General features: G+C 61.6%; 26 protein-coding genes. 13 read left to right on the forward strand and 13 right to left on the reverse strand.

Features of this window, described 5'->3' with window-relative positions:
- Window positions 1-276: IS6 family transposase (locus tag IQ35_RS19555; protein ID WP_114141915.1), on the reverse strand; the 276-nt coding region annotated here is incomplete at its 3' end.
- Between the two features lie 68 nt (window positions 277-344).
- Between IQ35_RS19555 and IQ35_RS19565 the strand changes: the two genes are divergently transcribed.
- Complete coding sequence (locus IQ35_RS19565) at window positions 345-1,046, forward strand: TetR/AcrR family transcriptional regulator (RefSeq protein ID WP_199739997.1); 702 nt, start codon at window positions 345-347, stop codon at window positions 1,044-1,046.
- A 196-nt stretch (window positions 1,047-1,242) separates the two neighbouring features.
- Here IQ35_RS19565 and IQ35_RS19570 read toward each other — a convergent pair whose 3' ends face one another.
- The 3 genes from IQ35_RS19570 to IQ35_RS19580 form a co-directional block, all read right to left on the reverse strand.
- Entirely contained in the window at window positions 1,243-1,647 is a 405-nt protein-coding gene (locus IQ35_RS19570) for a type II toxin-antitoxin system VapC family toxin (RefSeq protein WP_067109802.1), read from the reverse strand.
- Window positions 1,648-1,902, reverse strand: a complete 255-nt coding sequence (locus tag IQ35_RS19575) for a type II toxin-antitoxin system Phd/YefM family antitoxin (RefSeq protein WP_082797110.1) — start codon at window positions 1,900-1,902, stop codon at window positions 1,648-1,650.
- A 72-nt stretch (window positions 1,903-1,974) separates the two neighbouring features.
- A complete protein-coding gene (locus IQ35_RS19580) occupies window positions 1,975-2,157 on the reverse strand; it encodes a hypothetical protein (RefSeq protein WP_237365938.1) in 183 nt (60 codons plus the stop codon).
- A 403-nt stretch (window positions 2,158-2,560) separates the two neighbouring features.
- On the opposite strand from IQ35_RS19580, the gene IQ35_RS19585 reads away from it, so the two are divergent.
- The 4 genes from IQ35_RS19585 (at window position 2,561) to IQ35_RS19600 (ending at window position 3,771) form a co-directional block, all read left to right on the forward strand.
- A complete protein-coding gene (locus tag IQ35_RS19585) occupies window positions 2,561-2,743 on the forward strand; it encodes a DUF3008 family protein (RefSeq protein WP_067109805.1) in 183 nt (60 codons plus the stop codon).
- A gap of 16 nt (window positions 2,744-2,759) precedes the next feature.
- Window positions 2,760-2,915 carry a hypothetical protein gene (locus IQ35_RS21835; RefSeq protein ID WP_311768329.1) on the forward strand — a complete coding sequence of 52 codons (156 nt, stop codon included), beginning with the start codon at window positions 2,760-2,762 and terminating at the stop codon, window positions 2,913-2,915.
- Window positions 2,916-3,168: 253 nt separating this feature from the next.
- The gene (locus IQ35_RS19595; protein WP_067109808.1) at window positions 3,169-3,408 is read left to right on the forward strand and encodes a hypothetical protein; all 240 of its coding nucleotides are present in this window, start codon (window positions 3,169-3,171) and stop codon (window positions 3,406-3,408) included.
- A 72-nt stretch (window positions 3,409-3,480) separates the two neighbouring features.
- On the forward strand, window positions 3,481-3,771 hold the full coding sequence (locus tag IQ35_RS19600) for a hypothetical protein (RefSeq protein ID WP_242003410.1): 291 nt from the start codon (window positions 3,481-3,483) through the stop codon (window positions 3,769-3,771).
- 15 nt (window positions 3,772-3,786) lie between these two features.
- Here the strand turns inward: IQ35_RS19600 and IQ35_RS19605 are convergent, their stop codons facing one another.
- From IQ35_RS19605 to IQ35_RS19630, 6 genes are all read right to left on the reverse strand, one after another.
- Window positions 3,787-4,101 (reverse strand): NADH dehydrogenase ubiquinone Fe-S protein 4, encoded by a 315-nt coding sequence (locus IQ35_RS19605; RefSeq protein WP_242003411.1) that lies wholly within the window; start codon window positions 4,099-4,101, stop codon window positions 3,787-3,789.
- A gap of 111 nt (window positions 4,102-4,212) precedes the next feature.
- Window positions 4,213-4,734, reverse strand: a complete 522-nt coding sequence (locus IQ35_RS19610; protein WP_067109818.1) for an Hsp20/alpha crystallin family protein — start codon at window positions 4,732-4,734, stop codon at window positions 4,213-4,215.
- Between the two features lie 84 nt (window positions 4,735-4,818).
- Window positions 4,819-5,292 (reverse strand): Hsp20 family protein, encoded by a 474-nt coding sequence (locus IQ35_RS19615; RefSeq protein ID WP_067109820.1) that lies wholly within the window; start codon window positions 5,290-5,292, stop codon window positions 4,819-4,821.
- A 262-nt stretch (window positions 5,293-5,554) separates the two neighbouring features.
- Window positions 5,555-5,740 carry a YdcH family protein gene (locus IQ35_RS19620; RefSeq protein ID WP_145075915.1) on the reverse strand — a complete coding sequence of 62 codons (186 nt, stop codon included), beginning with the start codon at window positions 5,738-5,740 and terminating at the stop codon, window positions 5,555-5,557.
- Window positions 5,741-5,863: 123 nt separating this feature from the next.
- Window positions 5,864-6,409, reverse strand: a complete 546-nt coding sequence (locus IQ35_RS21630; RefSeq protein WP_242003412.1) for a hypothetical protein — start codon at window positions 6,407-6,409, stop codon at window positions 5,864-5,866.
- A 62-nt stretch (window positions 6,410-6,471) separates the two neighbouring features.
- Window positions 6,472-7,506: a deazapurine DNA modification protein DpdA family protein gene (locus IQ35_RS19630; protein ID WP_092959494.1), complete on the reverse strand. Its 1,035-nt coding sequence runs from the start codon at window positions 7,504-7,506 to the stop codon at window positions 6,472-6,474.
- Between the two features lie 28 nt (window positions 7,507-7,534).
- Between IQ35_RS19630 and IQ35_RS19635 the strand changes: the two genes are divergently transcribed.
- From IQ35_RS19635 to IQ35_RS19655, 4 genes are all read left to right on the forward strand, one after another.
- Window positions 7,535-8,047, forward strand: a complete 513-nt coding sequence (locus IQ35_RS19635; protein ID WP_242003413.1) for a hypothetical protein — start codon at window positions 7,535-7,537, stop codon at window positions 8,045-8,047.
- A gap of 67 nt (window positions 8,048-8,114) precedes the next feature.
- Window positions 8,115-8,774 carry a type IV toxin-antitoxin system AbiEi family antitoxin domain-containing protein gene (locus IQ35_RS19645; RefSeq protein WP_145075918.1) on the forward strand — a complete coding sequence of 220 codons (660 nt, stop codon included), beginning with the start codon at window positions 8,115-8,117 and terminating at the stop codon, window positions 8,772-8,774.
- A 126-nt stretch (window positions 8,775-8,900) separates the two neighbouring features.
- Window positions 8,901-9,170, forward strand: a complete 270-nt coding sequence (locus IQ35_RS19650; protein ID WP_145075921.1) for a CopG family ribbon-helix-helix protein — start codon at window positions 8,901-8,903, stop codon at window positions 9,168-9,170.
- Window positions 9,167-9,460 carry a type II toxin-antitoxin system RelE/ParE family toxin gene (locus tag IQ35_RS19655; protein ID WP_145075923.1) on the forward strand — a complete coding sequence of 98 codons (294 nt, stop codon included), beginning with the start codon at window positions 9,167-9,169 and terminating at the stop codon, window positions 9,458-9,460. Before IQ35_RS19650 ends, IQ35_RS19655 begins: the two co-directional genes overlap by 4 nt.
- On the opposite strand, the gene IQ35_RS21970 is transcribed toward IQ35_RS19655, so the two are convergent.
- Together IQ35_RS21970 and IQ35_RS19665 are read right to left on the reverse strand one after the other, a co-directional pair.
- On the reverse strand, window positions 9,379-9,729 hold the full coding sequence (locus IQ35_RS21970) for a DarT ssDNA thymidine ADP-ribosyltransferase family protein (RefSeq protein ID WP_145075939.1): 351 nt from the start codon (window positions 9,727-9,729) through the stop codon (window positions 9,379-9,381). The two genes, IQ35_RS19655 and IQ35_RS21970, sit on opposite strands and share 82 nt — an antisense overlap.
- Window positions 9,730-9,788: 59 nt before the next feature.
- Complete coding sequence (locus IQ35_RS19665; RefSeq protein WP_145075926.1) at window positions 9,789-10,637, reverse strand: DUF7146 domain-containing protein; 849 nt, start codon at window positions 10,635-10,637, stop codon at window positions 9,789-9,791.
- Between the two features lie 539 nt (window positions 10,638-11,176).
- Here IQ35_RS19665 and IQ35_RS19670 point away from each other — a divergent pair.
- The 3 genes from IQ35_RS19670 (at window position 11,177) to IQ35_RS19680 (ending at window position 14,657) form a co-directional block, all read left to right on the forward strand.
- Window positions 11,177-12,373 carry an AAA family ATPase gene (locus tag IQ35_RS19670; protein WP_145075929.1) on the forward strand — a complete coding sequence of 399 codons (1,197 nt, stop codon included), beginning with the start codon at window positions 11,177-11,179 and terminating at the stop codon, window positions 12,371-12,373.
- A complete protein-coding gene (locus IQ35_RS19675; protein ID WP_145075932.1) occupies window positions 12,370-13,443 on the forward strand; it encodes a ParB/RepB/Spo0J family partition protein in 1,074 nt (357 codons plus the stop codon). The genes IQ35_RS19670 and IQ35_RS19675 overlap by 4 nt, the downstream gene beginning before the upstream one ends.
- Window positions 13,444-13,526: 83 nt before the next feature.
- Window positions 13,527-14,657, forward strand: a complete 1,131-nt coding sequence (locus tag IQ35_RS19680) for a replication initiator protein A (RefSeq protein WP_145075935.1) — start codon at window positions 13,527-13,529, stop codon at window positions 14,655-14,657.
- A gap of 1,755 nt (window positions 14,658-16,412) precedes the next feature.
- Here the strand turns inward: IQ35_RS19680 and IQ35_RS21640 are convergent.
- Window positions 16,413-16,913 (reverse strand): hypothetical protein, encoded by a 501-nt coding sequence (locus IQ35_RS21640; RefSeq protein ID WP_242003415.1) that lies wholly within the window; start codon window positions 16,911-16,913, stop codon window positions 16,413-16,415.
- Between the two features lie 114 nt (window positions 16,914-17,027).
- Here IQ35_RS21640 and IQ35_RS21645 point away from each other — a divergent pair, with 114 nt between their 5' ends.
- On the forward strand, window positions 17,028-17,192 hold the full coding sequence (locus IQ35_RS21645) for a hypothetical protein (protein ID WP_242003416.1): 165 nt from the start codon (window positions 17,028-17,030) through the stop codon (window positions 17,190-17,192).
- The last annotated feature ends 326 nt before the right edge of the window (window positions 17,193-17,518 follow it).

The raw sequence follows: 17,518 nt of genomic DNA on the forward strand, positions 1-17,518 counted from the left end.
CCGGTACAGGTAGGTCCACTTGCCCCGCACCTTGACGTAGGTTTCATCCAGGCGCCAGCTCGGATCAAAGCCACGCCGCCAGAACCAGCGCAGCCGCTTCTCCATCTCCGGGGCGTAGCACTGGACCCAGCGATAGATCGTCGTATGGTCGACCGAAATGCCGCGTTCCGCCAGCATTTCCTCAAGGTCGCGATAGCTGATCGGATAGCGACAATACCAGCGCACCGCCCACAGGATCACATCACCCTGGAAATGGCGCCACTTGAAATCCGTCATCGTTCCGTCCGTCCAATCTCCGCCAAGCATGCTCAAGCTTCACGATTTTTGCAACAGAGCCCCGGTATATGCTAACAAAGTGCATCCGCGACATCACCCGAGTGACTGCCATGTGCCCTGCCGCGCCCCGGCAAACTCTACCTTCGGTACAGTTGTCGACCCGCAAACGGTCGCAAACGCACGAGCGGCTGCTCGACTTTGCCTATGACGCGATCATCCAGAAGGGCTTCGCCGCGACGTCGATCGAGGAACTGGTCGAGGCGGCCGGGATTACCAAGAGCGGATTCTTTTATCATTTCAAGGACAAGAATGATCTCGCGCGTCAGTTGCTCGAACGCTATCTGGCGGAGAGCGAGATCGTGCTGGACCAGCTCGAGGTTCGGGCGAGGGAACTTCATGACGATCCCCTGCACGCCTTCCTGATCTTCCTGAAACTATATTCGGAAATGGTCCGCGACATGATCGCGCAGCATCCGGGCTGCATCGTCTCCACGCTGACCTACCAGGACCGGCTGTTCGACGAGACCGTGGTGCGCCTCAATCGGGAGGGAATGCTGGCATGGCGCGCACGGTTCCTGCGCTGGCTGGAAGAGATCGTCCCGGTGCATCCGCCGCGCGTCGCAGTAGACATCTCCGACCTCGCCGACCAGATGACCGTCATCGCCGATGGCAGCATCATCATGCAGCGGGCCTTGGCCGACCCTTCGATTTTGGAGCGGCAGGCAATGCTTCATCGGTCGATGGTACGGCGCCTGTTTCTTGACAACTGATCTGAGCGGGTAATGGATAGCCTCCAGTCAGGTTCTCTCTTTTGTTCGGGAATGGCGAAGTCACCCAGGTGCACGTCCACAAGCAACCCGAAGGGAGACCCGATCTAGAGATTCTCGAGATGAAGGATCTGGGCGACAACGTGTTCTATGGAGGCTGGCCAGGCGCTGCGTATGCGACAGGATCAAGGCTTGCAGGTCACGATCCGAACGGATTGAATAGCGGCACTCCAAAGGCCGTGAAATCAGTTGTGTTGCGCGTGACGACAGTGAGGTTGTGGATCTGCGCGGTCGCTGCGATCAGCGCGTCCTCATAAAGATGGTCTGGTTGGCGATGCATGAGCTTCGCCCAGAGCCTGAAGATCGCCACGTCGGCAGACAAGATGTTCCATACCGACGCCAGTTCATCAGCCCAGGCTTCGATCTGCGCCGCCCGAAGTGGATCCTGCGTCCGCGTAATCTCGATGCCGGCCTGAATCTCTCCCAAGGTGACCGCCGAAAGGTAAAGGTCGGCATCCTCCTGGGCTTCCAGCCAGGCAAGCACGGCGCCGTGGGGACGAGCACGACGAAGCTCCGAGACGATGTTGGTGTCGAGAAGGAACATCTACAATGCTTTGGCAACGCGGCGCTTACGGGCACCCCGGGCAGGAATCGCAAGGTCGCCGCGTTCACGATCCGAAAGGAGCAATTGCTTAAGCGTGGGGCGCGAGCGTTGTTGAATTCGATGCCATTCGGCCGCAGGCACGAGCACCGCCGTTTCGACACCTCGCTTGGTGACCATTTGCGGGCCCTGTGCGGCACAAGCCGCCAGCAATTCGCTGAAGCGTGCTTTGGCATCCTGTACAGGCCACGACTTCATCTCAATTCTCCTAACAGACTAGTTATATGACTAGTCTTTGGTCATATTCAAGACCGCCCCGCGGGTTATATTTCAGGAAACGGGCTCACCATCGGCAGCATAGACCCGGCTCCGGTGATATTCGTGGTCGCCCGCCTCGTCGACAAGATAGCCGGACACCTCTTCGGCATAGTCCGCCTCAAGCACGCCTGCAGCACCTGGGATTAGGCGAACGCCAAAACCGTTGGCAAAGAGAAGGCGATCAGCCTCCTTCATCGCTTCATTCTGACCATGGGCGGTAACGCCCAGTTTTGACGCGGACGGTGGCATAGACGTGAACGAAATGGGTTGGAGCGGACATGCTGATCTCCCTTGTGGGATGCAAATGATCATGTGGCGACAGGCTCAGTGTTGTTGCTCCCTAAAGGTCTGACAGACCCTCATGGGTTGGGCAGTCGATAAATTCGCGCCCGATTTCGGGCCACAAGTCCGCAGCGGCCTCGCACACAGGCTCGATCTGGAGCCGCGCCAGCGCGTCAGGTCCCGCGAAAGGAGCAGCCGCCCCGGCTCCAGCAAGAGGATGAAAGCCTGAACCGGAAATGACGATGACGGTCGCCTCCTCGCTACCGGGGCAACGCGTTGACCGTTCGCGCGTTGAATCACGCGAAGGAGACTGCCCATGCCCGCCACGTCAAAGGCCCAGCAGAAAGCCGCCGGCGCCGCGCTCGCTGCAAAGCGCGGCGAACAGCCGAAATCCAAGCTCAAGGGGGCGTCCAAGCAGATGGAGGAATCCATGACGGAGAATCAGCTCGAGGAGTTTGCGAGCACCAAGCGCAAGGGACTGCCGGCCAAGAAAGGCTGAGCGCCTTCGCGCAATCATGGATTATCCCGTTACGCCGGACGGACGCTATTTCGTTGTGCGCGGACGGCTGTGGCGAATGTCGAACCCGTCGCTCCACCCCGATACGCGCCACCGGCTGGTCAAGGAGCTGATGACGGCGCGGCGAGCTGTAGGCGTCGCCAAGCGTGGGTGACGCTGAGGCCGAGGCTGATGCCCATGCGTCAGTCGATGAAGCAAAGCGCGCGCTAGGTGAACGCGGGCCGGTCTGGTGGAGTGACGGCGCCCCGGATTTCAATCGACATATGGCGCGGACCGCGCCTTACGCTGAATGGTTCGACAACCTTCCCAACGCCTCTTGATAGAGCGCTGATCAATTCCAAATCTTGTTAGGCCGACCCCGTCGGCCCTGGATCAATGCAGCGACCTGAAACGAAAGGAGGCCCATCATGTCGCAGCCTGTTTCCCGATTTCTTCACCCTTTTGATATCGCCAAGCATCCCAGCCTCGAGCCGGAGGTGAAGCGCGCCATCCTCGCATCCTGGGCGTCCGACCGCGTGGCGGTCGAGAACCAGCCATCGCTGAGGAAGCCGCCCGGCTTCGACAAACCCGTCCGCCTCGATGATGTGCTCGCGGCCATGCGCACACTTGACCAAAAGGGGCGCTCGGGCGGCCAGGCCACGCAGTGAGCCAAGGCATCAGGCAGCTGGCGCGAGCGCGACGGCCGGACCATCCAGATCCGTCTGCCCTTTGCCGACATCATGGAATTCGCGCTGGCGCTGCTGTCGCTATCACCGGCCGAGCTGGAGGCGCTGGGCTGGACCTTCGCCGATCGCAAGCGCCTGCTCGATCACTTCGTGCGATCGGGGAAAGCGGTTCAGGGAAAGCCGTTGGACGAGATTGACGAGGCGACCGTCACCTTGCGCCTACCGCAGCGTGACGTGATGCGATTGCAGATTTTCGCGCGGCGAGAATTGCCGAAGGCGGCGAGCAACGCGGCCATGATCAACCGGGTGCTCGCCGCGCTCGATGGAGCTATCGACGCGAAGTGACGCACAGTTGCGGCGCTACGCCGCGATCGGATAAGCGCCGCAGCAAAGCGCATGCGGGCCGGACGGCCAGCAGCACAGCATCGGCGCCGGGTCGGCGGGGAGACGCGGCCCATTGGGCAGACGGGAAGAATGGCGAACGCAGCGGAAAGCCAGGCCCTCGCGTGCACAATAATTCTCGGCCGACTCGCGATCGGGAAACCGCAGCTCGATCGTTTCCAGCGGATCACCGCCGCCTGTCCAGCCCGTCAGCGGATCGATCGTGGGTGCCCAGCGCGCCTTGAAGCGGACCCGCCATCCGCGATTCCGGCGGCCACCCTGGTTGGCGGCCACCGGGAGCGGTTCGACAATCGCCTCGGCGTCTGCGGGAAATGCGCTCCCCCAAGACGAAGGCGCTGATAGTCATTGGCGAGCGGCCCAGGACGCAGGTCCCGGGCCATGTCGTCAAGCCGCCTTGCCATTGACCGGAATCCGGCGAACATTCTCGTTCGCCGCCTCCGACCTGGGTAGCGTGACGGTCAGCACGCCGTTCTTGAAGGTCGCCGCCGCCTTGTCGCGGTCGATGCCCTGCGGCAGGCCGATGCGACGTTCGAAGCGACCATAGCTCCGCTCCGAATAGCCGCGCTCCTTGTCCTCGACCTGCGCGCGCTTCTCGCCGCGCAGCGTCAGGACGCCGTCCTCGACGGTGATATCGACGTCCTTCTCGTCGAGACCGGGAAGTTCGGCGGTAACGCGGATCTCCGTGTCGGTCTCGCCAAGCTCGACATGCGGCCAGGCAAGGTCACGGCCGACACCGCCGAAGCCGGGTATGCCGAAGCCGCGGAAGACATCGTCGAACAGGCGGTTCACCTCGCGGTGCAGCGACAGCAGCGGGTGATGGTCGGGCTCCTGGTCGCGCTTGGCGCTGACCGGAACGGGAAGCCGGTTTTCCTGCCGGCTCCAGGGTATGAGATCACGAATGGCCATGATGGTCATCTCCTTTCTGGCTGGAATGGATCGTGGCCTGCCGGCCCGCCAAAAAGGCGGGACCGGCAAACCGTGGGTCAAGGATCAGGCCGCTTCGCGGGCCTTGTCCTTGGGCGCCTCGATGCGGTCGTTGGCAGTCGTGCTGCCGGCGATCGCGATCTTGCGGGGCTTCATGGCCTCGGGGACGACGCGCCTGAGCGCGATCGAGAGCAGACCGTTCTCGAAGCGGGCATCGCCGGCCTCGATGAAGTCCGCAAGCTGGAAGCGCCGCTCGAATGCACGCGCCGCGATGCCGCGGTGCAGATATTCCCCCTGGCCGTCGTCCTCGGCACGCGTGCCGGTGACGGTGAGCAGGTTCTGCTGGGCGACGACCTCGATATCTTCGGGTCGGAAGCCCGCGACCGCGAGCGTGATGCGGTAGCTGTCCTCGCCATCCTTCAGGATGTCGAAGGGCGGATAGCCGTCATCCTCGCGAGCCCCTGCCTCGAGCAGGTTGAACAGGCGATCGAAACCGACCGTCGAACGCCGATAGGGTGTGAAGTCAAATGCGGTTCTCATTTCCAAATCCTCCTAATGAAGCGATCTGGGCATGAACTGCGCCGGAACAGAAAGAGCCGGCGCCCTCTATGTCCAGCCGGACCCGAACAGCGGCGCCCGGTATGATTTAGCTAGTAAGGCCAATTCGGGTTTCAAGAGGTTTTTTTGCTGGTCGAGGCGGACCTGTGATCGCAGTCTCAGCTTTGGTCTCGAAACACCGCGATGCGGGTCGCGTCTCCTGGCGCAATGGCGGAGCCGATCCCTCGGCTCCGCCGCCTATGCCTCAGCCGAACCGGCTATCGGGCAGGTCGACGCACTCGGCCACCATCTGGTCCTTGACCGCGAGCTTCAGCTTCTTGAGCCGCGCGATCAGCACTTCATCGGGTCGAACCTGGCGCTCTTCGCGCTGAATCTCGGCGTCGAGACGGGCATGCTCGCGCCGAAGATAGTTCAGGTGATTGTTGGACATCGCCATCTCCATGCCAAAGTTGAGGATGTTCGCGCCCAGGCGGGCGCACCTGATAGAATAGGAACGCTCCCGGTGGGATTTCAACAGCTTCGCACACATCAATCGGCACGAGCTGCACCACGATCAGTTCGAGCGCGCCGTCAGCCAGACCCCTTCGCCCGCAAGAAGCAAATCGCCATTGACGTCGACGATGCCCGCGGCGGGACCGTTTACCAGCCGCATCACCTGATTGTGCACAGTGAGCCGCGCGCCCGTGCAGGCGCTACCGTCGCTGCTGCTCGCGTTGGAGATCAGCGACAGGCCTTCGCGTTCGCGCCGGATTACAGCGCTCACCACGCCGCATCCGGTGTCGATCCGAACCTCTTTGCCGGCGATCGTGATGCGGGAAGTGGGATCGCTGACGCGATTCTGGATCGGCTCGCCATTGAGCGAAATCGCCGTGCCGGCATAGCGCGTCGGCAACGGCCGGGCCGCTTGTGACGGTTGACCTGCGCAAACGGTTCCCAGGTGGCGCGCGAGGAGGATAATCGCTGGATCGCTTTCGAGATCGAGGCCGGCGTTGCGGCAATCGGTGATGGCGGCGTGGATTGCGTGCAGCGTCGTGCCGATCATGACCAGCGCGCTGGGATCGAGCGCTTGGCTGTAGCGGAAAGCGAGATCATAGCTCATGGGATCCTCCGGGCCTCGAGCGGCTCTCCCGCTCGCACCCCCGGTCCCCCTCCCCCTCGCCTTCAGTCCGCTGGCGTTTCGCTGAAGATGTCGGCCGCCCACTGCTCGACCCACCGGGCAGTCATTTCGTCATGGTCGAGGTCGCCGGTTTCGATGAGGTCGCGTATCTCGCGGCGCGCCTGTGCGATCGCCCGCTCCCAGGGGTCTGCCGGTTCGGGCTGCGGCGGCATCTCTGGTTGCATCGGCAACCGCCGCGAGGGCCGGTCAAGGCGAGCGTGCTGTCTGCATAACCACAGCGCCATATGGTCCGCCACCATGCGGTCGGTCTTGGGCTGACCACAACGTCGCGCGGCGTTGCGCGCACTGACACCATAGGCCTGACTGTCGATCGAGGCGACGCGATGGGCGAAGGCGGTGAGATAGGGGATGGCGTCGCCCTTGACGCCGAAGAGATGCAGACGGGTCCGCCTTGGCAGGATCTGGTCGAGACGATCGACGACGGCGATCAGTCCATCCGCGCCATGGACGGGACGCCGGCACATACTGCCGACACCAACGAGCCCGGTACGCTCAATCATGTGCGCGAGCGCCTCGGCGCAACGCTCATAATCACCGGGATGACGTCCCTGAATGACCGGCATGAAGGTAGCATCGATCCCGGCATCTTCGGCACGCAGCCGGCATTCGATGTTGGCGCGGATGGTGCGGGACATGCGGTCGAGCACCTCGTCGCGATCGCCGGCCACTTCCTGCTCGACGCAATAGTCGAGGCTGGCCCACCAGCGGAACGGGAAGGCCGCGGCCAGGCGGACATAGTCATCGACCGTCCAGGGATAGCTCCCATAGGTCACCATTGCGCTGAACCCTGCGCTGTCGAGACTGAGGCTGTGTAGACTTCGCGCGTTCGCCAGTGGCCGCGTGGTCCAGCCAGCCCATTCGCGCCAGCCCCTTTTCCTGGACCATCGCGAAAGGGCGTTCGCGGAAACCAGGACGGGCTGCTGAAGCTCCCGGGCGCGGCGCAAGAGCGCTCCAACGGCAAGATGCGGCAGACCCACCATGACATCGATTGAATGCGGCTTGACCGAACATTTGTTCATGATACGTTCCATTCAAGGGAGATTCTCAATGACCGACCAGGCCGTCCGCTATTTTGAACCGTTCGATCTCGATGTGACGCTGCGCGATGCCGCGCTCGACGATCAGAACCGCCCGACCCGCCGCATGCTCGCCAACGCGGCGATCGGCATGCATGTCGAGGATGCCTATTATTCGGTGCGCGAACTGCGCGAGGCGGTGTCCTGGATCCATGAGGGGGAGACGGGGGGCAAACGCAAGCTCGCCTCGATCCTCAGCAATCCGGCAGGGGACGACTTCCAGCGCTGCATCTATTTCTGCCTGGCCGGACGCGGCGTCGTCGAGATGATCGACGATCTGATGTGGCTGGAAGAACTGCTCGAAGCGCGCGGCCGCGTCGCTGGCGACATCCACCGCCGGAAGATCAGGGCACGTCCGCTGGTCTCGCCTTATGTGTCCGAGCCAGAGCGGATAAAGGATGACGAGATGATCCGCCCAGCGAATATCTGCCTGGGCCTTGTGGATAGCATCGGCAGGCGCAGTGTCGCGCCTTTCAAGCAGTGACGATGCGCCAACGGCCTTCCCAAGAAAGTTCTAGAAACTTTCATATTATGGAAGTATCAGGAATTTTATGTCCTCCTTGGCACGAGCAGCGTCCGCGTCAGGTCTGGCTGACCACATCCTCAGCGAGCGCCGGCTTGGCGATCTGCTGGGCGGGAGTGACGCACGTCGCTATGGGCTCGTGAACCGGGCACTGAAAGACGGGTCGCTGATCCGCATCAAGCGGGGTGTCTATTTATTGGGACAGCAGTTTCGCAGTGAACCCGCGCACCCCTTCGCCATCGCGCAGGGCCTGGTGCCAGGGAGCTACGTCTCTTTTGAAAGCGCGCTTGCCCATCATGGCTGGATCCCCGAGGCCGTCTTCGTCACGGCGAGTGTTTCGCCGGGACGCAAGAGCCTCTCCTTCGCAACTGCGGACTTCGGCACCTTCAGTTTTCATCCCCTCGCCATCAAGGATTATCGCTTCCTGACAGGGGTCGGCCGGATCAAGATGGGCAAGCTCACCGCCTTTGTTGCAAGCCCACTGCGCGCGCTCATGGATCTCGTCGCCATGAGGAAGGAACGATGGACCGGGATCGACTGGCTGACGAGAGGTCTGCGGATCGAGGAGGACTTGCTCCTTTCGCTGAAGCACAGCGATTTCGCGAAACTGCGGCCGGTTTACAAACACAAGACCGCAAACGCCTTCCTCGACGCGCTGGAATGCGCCGGCGAGTCAAGGGAGCCTTGAAGGACGGCAAATAGCCGAGCGCGGTCTCCAGTGCCTTCGCCCGGTTCTTGACTCATCAGCGCCCCAACTTGCTTCTTTCAGATTATTCCGATTATATTTTAATCAAAATGATAGCAGGTGATAAACATGGCGACCGAGACGAAGGTATTGACCGCGCACGTCCCCTTGGCGCTCGCGGAAAAGGTTGAAGCAATGGCCTCCCGGCTCGAACGCTCGCGCGGTTGGGTGATGAAACAGGCGCTGGCCGCCTGGGTCGATCAGGAGGAGGAGCGTCACCGGATGACGCTCGAAGCCCTGGAGGATGTCCATGCCGGTCGGGTGATCGACCATCAGGCGATCCAAGCATGGGCCGATAGCCTCGGGACGGACAAGCCGCTGCCCTCGCCGGTCAAATGAAGATCCAGTGGACGAGCAAGGCATCGTCGGACCTTGTGCGACTGCACGAGCATTTGAGCCCGGTCGCACCCGAGGCGGCAGCGCGCGTGGTCCAGCAACTCGCCCATGCGCCCGATCGGCTGCTCGATTATCCGAGGATCGGCGAGAAGCTGGAAGCCTATGAGCCGCGCGAAGTCCGCCGGATCATCGTGGGCAACTACGAGATGCGCTACGAGATCGCGGCCGGAACCATCTTCATGCTGCGCATCTGGCATTGCCGCGAAAACTGCAACTTCGAATCGGAGGAGTAGCGGGGATGGTGCTTGATCTCGTTCCTTACCGCGTTGCGCCAGCAGAACCGGCAATCATGCATCCACAAGATGGTTGCGGAAAGGACAAGCACGATCCAGTCGGCATGGCCACTTTTGCGCCGCTTTGCCGCGAACATCGGTTCGTTCACGCGTGAAATCGACACAGAGACGGCGTCTTCGTTCCCGTCCAGTCGGCCGTAATCGCTGGCGTATGCCAAATGCTCTGCTGCTGCCAGATTGCGGCGCGGCCATAGGCCATGCTTTACGATCCCGGCGAGATTCGCAGCCTAGGTGAAATGCAGCAGGAACCGCGCGCTGCTGGTCGCCTTCATCGCAATGGCTCCACAGCCGCCTCCAATACTTTCGCCCAGTCCTTGACGCCCGAAGGCGCCATGCGGGTGATCTCCAGGCCTGGCCTTGCATAGCGCAAGGTTGCCCGCGCGGCAGCCCGTTCGCCCTCGGCATCGTTATCGACGGCGAGGATCAGCGATGTCAGGCTTTGCGGCAGCAGGACCTGATTGAGACGTCTCGCTCCAAGGCTAGCCCAGCAGGGAAGGCCCTGCAGGAGGGTAAAGGCGCGCGCGGTTTCAAAGCCCTCGGCAAGCGCGAGGCAAGCGGTGCTCTGCCCTCCCCCTTGCCACGCCCCCTGCCCCGGCCGCCCCAGCATGAGCTTCATACGGTACTTGCCGGTTTCCGGGTCGAGAAAGATGCGCTGGATGGCGGTAAGCCGCCCCCCCTCACGCACGGCCACGAGCAATGCGGGATGGAACGTGGTCCACGGTTTGGGGCGATACGGACAGCGCGGATGGAAGCGGAGATCATCGACGGGTGGCGCGAGACGCCGCAATGTCAGGTAGCGTTCGGCGAGTGTGCCGGGGATCGGAAGCCCCTCCTCCCAGAGACGGGCGGCATTGCCCGATGCGCGCGCGGGCGTGTCACGGTAGGAATAGCGTTGTCGGAGTGGCACCCGGCGCAATTCGCGCAGGACATCTTCGCGGTCACAGCCGGCAAAGCATGTGACGAGAATGCCGCGATCACCCTGGCGGATCGAAAGACTGGGCGTGCGATCGGCATGCGCGGGGCACAGACACATGGCGGTGCGGCCATGCCAGGTACCGCCGAGAGCACCTACGAGATCGATGAGTTCCTGGGATGGCCGTCGGGCTGTAAGCGGCATGGTATCCTCCTACTTACACCACCCTGCCCCACTCCCTCTTTCGCTCGACCGATTGCCTGCAATGTTCGAGCGGGGTCTATAAGCAGACACCCTTCTCCGCCGCGTAGCGGATGCTGTATCGCCCAAGCAGATCAGGCACGCCGGTCGCGACGGTTGCTCCCGCTGCGATCTTATTCATACTGAAGGAGAAGGTCGGAAGCGATAAACTTGCCTCTGTCCGATTCGCAAACCCATCGCCATTTCGAAGGTTTCTGGGGATGAACTTGCGATCCCTTCTCGAAGGTTGTGACGTGAATAATCTATGCTTTCCCCGAATTCTGGTGATCACCTGATTCGTTTGGATTTTGGTGCTTGCCCGTGCGCCGGGAATGGTCCGGGACTCACCCTCCAGCGGAAGCCATGTCCTTGCATGATGCCATCAGAGCGGGCCTAATTGACTAACCACCCTCCTTTTGGCATAGCTGTCCGGGATTAGGGGTCTTTTTGCGGCCTTTTTCACGAACCAAGGCCAATTCGGGTTGAGAAGGGGGACATTGCCCATGCTGTCGGGTCAGATTCTCGATGCGATGATCACCTCGTGCGAGAATGCGAAAACCGTTCTGCGGCAAGCGGCGATCGATCCATCCGATAGAAAAACCCTCAACATTTCAATGGGCGCCTCGGTCGCTGCGGAGTTTCTGGGCCGGACGCCCGAAGCCTTGTCAAAGGCCGAGGCCCGCAAACGACTTCCTGCGCCGAAAACGTCCGCCAACGGGCGCAGATATTACACGGTCGAGGATTTGATCGCGATTCGCGAAGCGCTCGGCATCAAGATGGGCAAATTGCCGTCCGAACGCGCCGTCGTCGTGGCCGTGCAAAACTTCAAGGGCGGCGTCAGCAAATCGACCACGGGCAAGCACCTTGCCGATTATCTTGCCTTGCGCGGCTACCGCGTTCTCGTCGTGGACTGCGATCCCCAAGCCTCGATGAGCGTGATGTTCGACGTCAATCTCGAAGCCCTGGTCGATGAAACCCACACGCTGTCGAATTTCCTGTCGCCGCGCATCGACGAGGCGGATTCACTGCGCAAGACCATCCAGAAGACAGCCTGGCCCAATATCGACATCTGCCCGGCAAACCTCGGCCTCCAGGATACCGAATGGGAACTGACCGCAACGATCGAGGAAGGGCCGACGGCGATCGCTGGCGCGTTCCGCATGCTCCGGATCGGACTGGAGGAAGTGCGGCACGACTATGACGTCGTCATTCTCGACCCTCCCCCGGCCATGGGTTTCCTCGGTGTAAACACGCTGACTGCGGCCGATGGTTTGTTGATCCCCGTTCCTGCCCGGCAGCTCGACTATCTGTCGACGATCCATTTCATGCAGACCTGCCGGGAGGCGATGGATCTCGTCTCCAAATTCGACACGTCGATTGACTATGGCTTCATCCGGGTCGTCTGCACGATGTTCCAGCCCAGTCGCACGAACGAGGCGCAGATGCTCCAGGTCATGGAGAAGACCTACGCCGGGCAAATGCTCTCAACGCCGATTCTGCTCTCGGAAGAAATCAAGAATGCCGGGCTTTCGATGTCTTCGATCTACGAGATCAACAAGCCCTACGGCTCGCACCAGACCTATGTTCGCTGCCGCGACAATCTCAACATGGTGTTCCGTGAGATAGAGAAAGACATCTGCAAGCAGTGGCCGTCACGGATGGCGCAGCTTGGCACCGATCGGTTGACGGAGGCGGCATGAGCAGCGCGGGGGGCAGACGGCGGAGTCTCTTGGCGAACGCCATCGAAAGCATTGGCACGACACCTGTTCCGACGCCGACAGCGGACGCCCCCGTCGCCGACGACATCACGGTTCGCGAGAAGCCCGCCGAAGACACGGCGACGCCGTCATTCCTGGAACGGCGCGGGATCGCGTTCGACGAGATCGCGCGCACCGTCAAGCGGCCGACCATTCGCCTCAAACCATCGGAATGCTCGATCTGGCCAGGCAATGCGCGCGATTACGCGGCGCTCAGCTATGACCGCTGCGCTTCCCTCATTGAATCGATCAGGGAGGAAGGGACCAATCGCGAGCCGGTGGTCGTTCGGCGAACCCCGAATGCCGAGCAGTCCTACGAGTTGATCGTCGGCACACGTCGCCATTTTTCGGTCTCCTGGCTCCATGCGAACAATCATAGCGAAATCGAGCTCGTCGCCCGGATCGAAACGCTCGATGACGAAGGCGCCTTCCGGCTCGCGGACCTCGAGAACCGGGAACGCGAGGACGTCACCGATCTCGAACGGGCGCGCAATTATCGCCATGCGGTCGAAGCCTATTACAATGGCGTCAGGACGCAGATGGCCGAGCGCCTGGCGATTCCCAAGCAGAACCTCCACAACCTGCTGCAGCTCGCGGAATTGCCCGACGAGGTGGTGAGCGCCTTTGCGGAGCCGGGTGACCTGAAGGTCCGTCACGGCATGCGGCTGTCGCCGCTCCTCAAGGACGATCGCTATCGCGACGCCATTCTCGCCGAGGCGGGCCTTATCATCGCCGAGCAGGAAAAGCTGCGGGCTACCGGCGCGGACAAGATTGAAGGCAGCAAGGTCTGTGAACGCCTGGCCGCGGCCGTGACACCTGCCAGGCAGGCGCCTTCTCCGAAGGCGAAGCCAGCTCTGACGGCGGCTTCAGGCAAGGAAATCGGGCAGGTTCTCGCCGACACGAAGGCGAAGGGCATCACGATCAATATCAATCCCAAAGGCGGCGGCGCATCGGTCGATGAAATTCTGGACGCGCTGCGTCCGGTTATCGAAAGCGCGAGATTCGCAAGATAATGAGGATGGTTGCCACTTTATCGTTTGATTTCATATATTTATAACGGAGTAAAACGCGTTTTACCCGCGTTGCAGGACATGAGATGCCACAGGACTACCGCGAAGACGGTCAAGTAGACCTCTTTCTGCCGCAACTGACGGCACTACCGCTTCGCGACCAGCGCGAGACGATGGAGCGGCCGTTCTTTTCTCTGTCCAAGCGCAAGCGCCTCAAGCCGATCGACTATATCAGTCCCGACCGAAAAATCACGGTCCACGTCTCGGCGAACTCCGAGTACGGCCTTGCCACGATCTACGATCTCGACATCCTGATCTATTGCGCCTCGGTTCTCATCGAGCATAAGCGCCGCGGTGCGAACGATATTCCGCAAACCTTGAACGTCGTGCCCTACGACATGCTCAGGACGCTCAAACGCGAGGTCGGCGGGCGAGCCTATGATTTGCTGGGCAATGCCCTCGACCGTCTGCAATCGACGACGGTAAAGACCAACATCCGCTCGGGTGACGCGGTCGAGACCACCTTCTCCTGGATCGACAGCTACAGCCAGCTCAAGGATCGCACCGGCAACGTCCGCGGCATGCGCATCACCCTCGCGAAGTGGTTTTACGACGGCGTCCTGATGGAAGGCGGCGTTCTCGCCATCGACCCCGCCTACTTCTCGCTCACTGGCGGACGAGAGCGCTGGCTGTACCGGGTTGCTCGCAAGCACGCCGGCGGCGCCGGGACGGACGGCTTCGCGATCTCCATGCCGACGCTGTTCGAGAAATCGGGCGCGGAAGGTGACTATCGTCGTTTCAAGTTCGAGATGACGAAGATCGCCAGAGAAAATGCGCTGCCGGGTTATGCGCTGGAGATAGAGCTGCGCGGGGACGCTGAGCCGTTCCTGCGCATGATCAGGCGCGACCCCACCAGCGAGCGGGAAGCCCCCTCCCCTGCCCCGGTTCAAGCCGCACCCGCACACGGCCGCTCCATTCCTTCCGCTCAAGCCAAAGCGCCCGACGCGCCGGCGATCGCCTTTCCCGAATATGGCCATATCGCCCATAGTGCCTTCGGCGCCATCGCGCGTGCAAACCTGCCCGAACCACAGCGCGACCACGGCATGGTCGCCGATGACTTTCGTTCATTCCTGAGGCAGCGCGAGATCGCATACGACGCCAATAACATCACGCAGATTTTCGCGACGTTCTGCTCGAAGCAACGCGCCGCACTGTAGCGCGATACAGCGCTGCACCAGGCAGCACGGTATTTCAGGAACGACGTCCAGCCCCTGAGCCGCGTGCCATTCCCGCGTTCCTGAAGTACCGACTACCAATGGCCGGTAATGGCGAGCCCCTGTCCCACGGGCTTCTGCGCCCCATTGTGAAGTTCATTCAACAGATGAAGCGGCTTCATTCGTGCCAGCGGACCGGTACCGGGATAGTGTTCCATCCCCATCCTGAGCGAAGCTCGGCTGTCCGAGACCGCGGCTGCCTGGCTGACATCACCGGCCTTGCTCGTGGCATTGCGCCCTTCCCGAACACCTGAGAAACGATCAACCCGCCACGTCAATGGGTGCAGCGCCATGCCGGCACCGGGTACATTGGGAACGGGCGCAAAGCCTCGTGGGCTGCGCAGCTCGTTTCCAATCCGCAGAAAGCATGTCGACCGAAACCAGGCGGCGCGATGGCGAAGCTGCTGGCGATCGTCGCAAGGGGAGGGGAGGAAACCCTCCAATGGCCGAGAGTGGCTCTCCGTGGCATACCCACAGGACGTTCCTGAAATACCGTGCGAAGCAGAAGCGAACAGCTTTGATCCGCCATTGCAGATGGCACAAAATCCCGCAGACCGATAATTGGGTATTCCCGAAGTGCCCCCGCCAACTTCGCAGCCGCGCCCCAGGCGAGCCTCCAAAAGGGGAGTCATCGACACTTTCCCGAGCTCGCAGTGGCCTGCTTTCGCGGCCCCAACAACGGCGAAACGCTGTTTCGGAAGCAAACCAGCGAACTCAATCAGATCCCGCGTTCCTGAAATACCGTGAGAGAGTCGTGACAGCGAATCGGCTTCATGGGTGCCAATCGCGCGAGCGCCGCGATCGCGACTACCAAATGCGCTGTTTGATGCTCTTCCCTGCATCCATGGAAGACCAAATAGTCCCTGAAATCAGCCTTCTAAGAGCGAGTAAAACGCGTTTTACCGCCTATTGGCGGCCCTGCGAGACGTTCGATCAGGCACGGTATTTCAGGAACACCTCACGGTACTTCAGGAACCGAATCACGGTCCAATGGGAACGCCCCGCAGGGTATTTCAGGAACGCAGAGACGGTATTACGGGAACGGCTCACTTTTCCCGACTCGCCTCGAATCCGTGAGTCGCGCTGCAAGCGCCCACAGCCTAACTTTCTATCCTATCTATTAAAGGAATTAACGGCGCCTGCGGCGCTTCCTCTCTTTAGAAGATTCTTGGAAGGGGAAGGGACACTGACCGAGTGAGTGTCGCGCGGGCTTGCCTAGCATTGCACTTCTCGCGCACCAAGATAATCCACGGCCACAAATCCTGACCTTTCACATTACGCCGCGCCGAACAGGTCAAACTTCCAACGACGCGCAACTGTCGTCACTAGCGGGGTTGGCCGACCAGGCCACATGGCCTTGCACTTCAATGCCGAGAGCGAAAAAGCTTCCTCCACCGCTTCCCTCCAAAGAAGCAGGATGAGTAGCCAGTTACCGGCTTCGCAAGCGGCCAACGGCACGAAGGACTCGCAAAAAAAGAGAACAAATCACGAAATACCGCAAAATCGCCGCCTAAGGCGCCCTAGAGGACATCCCGGGCCCCGGATAGCCCAAACTACGTCGGGGGCCTTAAATCGCTCTGTGCGGGCTTCTGGCGGGGCCGGATTTAGGACGCCAACGCACAATAATTCACACATATTCCTTCCGCGGGAGGGTTGGATCCACAGTGGGGCCCGGAGCTGAGACTCTGAGAGCCCACTTCAGTCCGATGCCGACGGCACCTGAACGATCCCGGAGAGCAACTTGTCGATCTCCGCCATCTCACGATCGAAAGTATCGAATGTGTCGACCAGCGCCCGACTAGCGGGAAGGGCAGGGGGCTCTTTCGCTGGGCGTCCGCGCTTCGACGCGGCGTAGCCAAATTCGACCGCCAGATCGTGGGGCAGGAACAGGCGCCAGCTCCGGCGCTGCGTGATCTCAACCAGCAGTTCGGCTGTGACTGCGCGTTCGAGCAGCTTGCTCGCGCCCGCGACACTAAGCCCAAGGTGATTGGCGACCGCTTGAGGCGAGAGCAGCGGCTGATGGACGGCGAGAGCCAGGAGCCGGGGCAGGGCGCCTGGCCGGAACTGCGCGACGATCGCCCGCTGCGCGTCGCGATGGAAGCGCTCAAGGTCATGGAGACGCTCGAGACCGTCGCGCGCCGCTGCTTCCACGGCCCGCACGGTGGCCAGCCAGTCTCCGACATCTGGCTTGCGCTTCAATCGGAACGCCTTTGCCCCGCCGGCGAGGCAGGGGAGGGGGGTAGCGGTAAGACCTATATCTCGAAGGGCAAAGGGCAGCCCGAGCCAGGGCAAGGCCGTGCCCTCGATCCGCGCATGCTGGCGCACCCGGTCGAGTGCGCGGATCAAGGCAGGGTGCTCGGCGGCAACCGGAGGCTCGCCGATAGCGGTGGGCAGGGCATCGCGCCAGGCGAGCGGGTCGCGATCGGCCAGCGCCGCGGCCCAGGCGTCGAAACGATCGAACAGATCGACGGTGGTTGAGCGCTGTCAGCCGACATAATAGACCGCAGTTCGTCTAAACGGCGATAAATCAGATACATAGATCATAGTTTCTGCAGGACACTCTGTCCGAGCCCGATTCCACCATCGCGGTAGCAGCCAGATTGAGCTACATTCCCGCGCGCAGGGGAAGTTGTCGTGGAGCCAATCCTATGATTGAGCGAAAGCCTTCTCCTGCGCCCAGACGCAGCCTCAAATCTCTGGAGGCGGGATTGGCCCTTTTCCCGCATTTCCGGGAACACATTTCACAGTCTGGGCCGGTGACGAGCGCTCAGGTCGCAGCAATTTCCGAGGCTACCGGTCTCAAG

The organism is Sphingobium wenxiniae, from assembly GCF_007830065.1.
GTDB lineage: Bacteria > Pseudomonadota > Alphaproteobacteria > Sphingomonadales > Sphingomonadaceae > Sphingobium > Sphingobium wenxiniae.

What these genes read in the sequence shown, in the direction of transcription:
- IQ35_RS19675 (WP_145075932.1), top strand. Translation starts at nt 12,370, where the DNA reads ATGAGCAGCGCGGGGGGCAGACGGCGGAGTCTCTTGGCGAACGCCATC.
- IQ35_RS19655 (WP_145075923.1), top strand. Translation starts at nt 9,167, where the DNA reads ATGAAGATCCAGTGGACGAGCAAGGCATCGTCGGACCTTGTGCGACTG.
- IQ35_RS19680 (WP_145075935.1), top strand. Translation starts at nt 13,527, where the DNA reads ATGCCACAGGACTACCGCGAAGACGGTCAAGTAGACCTCTTTCTGCCG.
- IQ35_RS19595 (WP_067109808.1), top strand. Translation starts at nt 3,169, where the DNA reads ATGTCGCAGCCTGTTTCCCGATTTCTTCACCCTTTTGATATCGCCAAG.
- IQ35_RS19630 (WP_092959494.1), bottom strand. Translation starts at nt 7,506, where the DNA reads ATGAACAAATGTTCGGTCAAGCCGCATTCAATCGATGTCATGGTGGGT.
- IQ35_RS21630 (WP_242003412.1), bottom strand. Translation starts at nt 6,409, where the DNA reads ATGAGCTATGATCTCGCTTTCCGCTACAGCCAAGCGCTCGATCCCAGC.
- IQ35_RS19610 (WP_067109818.1), bottom strand. Translation starts at nt 4,734, where the DNA reads ATGGCCATTCGTGATCTCATACCCTGGAGCCGGCAGGAAAACCGGCTT.
- IQ35_RS19645 (WP_145075918.1), top strand. Translation starts at nt 8,115, where the DNA reads ATGTCCTCCTTGGCACGAGCAGCGTCCGCGTCAGGTCTGGCTGACCAC.
- IQ35_RS19570 (WP_067109802.1), bottom strand. Translation starts at nt 1,647, where the DNA reads ATGTTCCTTCTCGACACCAACATCGTCTCGGAGCTTCGTCGTGCTCGT.
- IQ35_RS19580 (WP_237365938.1), bottom strand. Translation starts at nt 2,157, where the DNA reads ATGAAGGAGGCTGATCGCCTTCTCTTTGCCAACGGTTTTGGCGTTCGC.
- IQ35_RS19585 (WP_067109805.1), top strand. Translation starts at nt 2,561, where the DNA reads ATGCCCGCCACGTCAAAGGCCCAGCAGAAAGCCGCCGGCGCCGCGCTC.
- IQ35_RS19615 (WP_067109820.1), bottom strand. Translation starts at nt 5,292, where the DNA reads ATGAGAACCGCATTTGACTTCACACCCTATCGGCGTTCGACGGTCGGT.
- IQ35_RS19565 (WP_199739997.1), top strand. Translation starts at nt 345, where the DNA reads ATGCTAACAAAGTGCATCCGCGACATCACCCGAGTGACTGCCATGTGC.
- IQ35_RS19650 (WP_145075921.1), top strand. Translation starts at nt 8,901, where the DNA reads ATGGCGACCGAGACGAAGGTATTGACCGCGCACGTCCCCTTGGCGCTC.
- IQ35_RS21645 (WP_242003416.1), top strand. Translation starts at nt 17,028, where the DNA reads ATGCTGGCGCACCCGGTCGAGTGCGCGGATCAAGGCAGGGTGCTCGGC.
- IQ35_RS19670 (WP_145075929.1), top strand. Translation starts at nt 11,177, where the DNA reads ATGCTGTCGGGTCAGATTCTCGATGCGATGATCACCTCGTGCGAGAAT.
- IQ35_RS21835 (WP_311768329.1), top strand. Translation starts at nt 2,760, where the DNA reads ATGGATTATCCCGTTACGCCGGACGGACGCTATTTCGTTGTGCGCGGA.
- IQ35_RS19600 (WP_242003410.1), top strand. Translation starts at nt 3,481, where the DNA reads ATGGAATTCGCGCTGGCGCTGCTGTCGCTATCACCGGCCGAGCTGGAG.
- IQ35_RS19665 (WP_145075926.1), bottom strand. Translation starts at nt 10,637, where the DNA reads ATGCCGCTTACAGCCCGACGGCCATCCCAGGAACTCATCGATCTCGTA.
- IQ35_RS19620 (WP_145075915.1), bottom strand. Translation starts at nt 5,740, where the DNA reads ATGTCCAACAATCACCTGAACTATCTTCGGCGCGAGCATGCCCGTCTC.
- IQ35_RS19635 (WP_242003413.1), top strand. Translation starts at nt 7,535, where the DNA reads ATGACCGACCAGGCCGTCCGCTATTTTGAACCGTTCGATCTCGATGTG.
- IQ35_RS19575 (WP_082797110.1), bottom strand. Translation starts at nt 1,902, where the DNA reads ATGAAGTCGTGGCCTGTACAGGATGCCAAAGCACGCTTCAGCGAATTG.